At 73.8% G+C, this 1,885-nt stretch carries 2 protein-coding genes; both read left to right on the top strand.

The features are described from left to right. Positions 1 to 800: tyrosine-protein phosphatase (locus tag G3I40_RS45245; RefSeq protein ID WP_164560597.1), on the top strand; the 800-nt coding region annotated here is incomplete at its 5' end. A 56-nt stretch (positions 801 to 856) separates the two neighbouring features. Further along, positions 857 to 1,825, top strand: coding sequence for an oxidoreductase (locus tag G3I40_RS45240; protein ID WP_164560596.1), 969 nt, complete (start codon positions 857 to 859; stop codon positions 1,823 to 1,825). Positions 1,826 to 1,885: the final 60 nt, after the last annotated feature.

Genomic DNA, 1,885 nt, shown 5'->3' with positions numbered 1-1,885 from the left:
CGCGCGCGTCGTCGATCCGGCACATCCCGCTGCAGGGCGCGGTGAACGTCCGCGACATCGGCGGGTACCGCGCGGCCGGCGGCCGGGTCCGGTACGGCCTCGCCTACCGCGCCGACGCGCTGAGCAAGCTGACGGACGCCGACGTCACCGCGCTGGGAAAGCTGAAGCTCCGTCAAGTCGTTGACTTCCGCGTGCCGTTGGAGGTGCAGTACGACGGGGCGGACCGGTTGCCTGCGGGCGTGCCGGGGATCTCGCGCGCGGTCACCGACAACGGCCTGTACGCGCAGATCCTCGCCGCCATCGGCTCCGGGGACCCGGCGAAACAGGAGGAGATGCTGGGGAACGGGAAGGCGGCGGCGTTCATGCGCGGCGTGTACCCGGCCTTCGTCTCCAGCGCCGACAACCGCGGGCAGTTCGCCGCGACCCTGCACGACCTCGCGTACGGCGGCCGCGGCGCACTCCTGTACCACTGCACCTCCGGCAAGGACCGCACCGGCTGGACGACCTACGTGCTGCTGCGCCTGCTCGGCGTGTCCGAACGCACCGCCGTCGCCGACTACTTGGCCTCCAACACCTTCCGGGCCGCCGCCGACGCCAAGCTCCGCGACGGCCTCAAGCAGTCCGGCACCATGCAGAACCCGGACCTGCTGATCCCGCTCCAGGAGGTGCGCACCGAGTACCTCGCGGCCGCCCTCGACCAGGTCCGCCGCGACTACGGCAGCCTTGGGCGGTACGTCGCCGAGGGCCTTCGCGTCGACCGGCGCACGGCCGCACTGCTGCACGCCCGACTGGTGAACTGACCGGCCACAGTACGGACTTGCCCTCGCGTGCACTTCAACCCCTAGCGTCCCGGGGCATGACCAGCAGCACGCGACACCACAAGATCGGCAGCGGTTTCGGGGCGCACAGCACGGCGGCCGAGGTCGTCGCCGGCGTCGACCTCACGGGCCGCACGGCCCTCGTCACCGGCGGCTACTCGGGGCTCGGCCTGGAGACGACGCGCGCGCTCGCCGGGGCGGGAGCGCGGGTGATCGTGCCCGCGCGCCGCCCCGAGCGGGCACGCACGTCCCTCGACGGCATCGCCGGTGCGGAGGTGGACGCCCTCGACCTGTCGGACCTGGGGAGCGTGCGCGCCTTCACCGGCCGTTTCCTCGACTCGGGCCGCACCCTGGACCTGGTCGTCGCCAACGCGGGCGTGATGGCGGCTCCTCAGACCCGGGTCGGGCCCGGCTGGGAGAACCAGTTCGCCACGAACCACCTCGGGCACTTCGCCCTGGTGAACCGGCTGGTCCCGGCGCTGTCGCCGGCCGGCGCGCGGGTCGTCGCCCTCACGTCCTCCGGGCACTTCCTCACCGGCATCCGCTGGGAGGACATCGACTTCCGCACCGGGTACGACCATTGGCTCGCCTACGGCCAGGCCAAGACGGCGAACGCCCTGTTCGCCCTGCACCTGGACCGGCTCGGCGCGGGACGCGGCGTGCACGCGTACGCGGTGCACCCGGGGTCGATCCTGACGCCGCTGCAGCGTCACGTTCCGCGTGCGGAGTGGGCCGGGCGCGGCTGGGTCACCGGCACGGGCACGGCACCGGCCGGTTTCAAGACACCGGAGCAGGGCGCCGCGACCACCCTGTGGGCGGCCACCGCACCGTCGCTCGACGCGTACGGGGGTGCCTACTGCCAGGACTGCGACCTGGCCGAGCCGGTGCCGGACGACGCCGACGACATGCTCGTCGGCGGGGTCAAGTCCTGGGCGCGGGACCCGGAGGCGGCGGCCCGACTGTGGGCCCTGTCGGCGGAGCTGACGGGGGTGGACGCCTTCGCCTGACCGGGCCCGGACAGGCCCGGCGGCGACGCGCCCACCGGGCCGCTCTGCTAGGCCGCGGCC

It is taken from the genome of Streptomyces sp. SID14478 (genome assembly GCF_010548525.1).
Classification (GTDB): Bacteria; Actinomycetota; Actinomycetes; order Streptomycetales; family Streptomycetaceae; genus Streptomyces.
This window is presented reverse-complemented; position numbering and strand designations above follow the sequence as displayed.

Excerpts from the sequence above, each read along its gene's own strand:
- G3I40_RS45240 (WP_164560596.1), top strand. The coding sequence starts at position 857 with ATGACCAGCAGCACGCGACACCACAAGATCGGCAGCGGTTTCGGGGCG.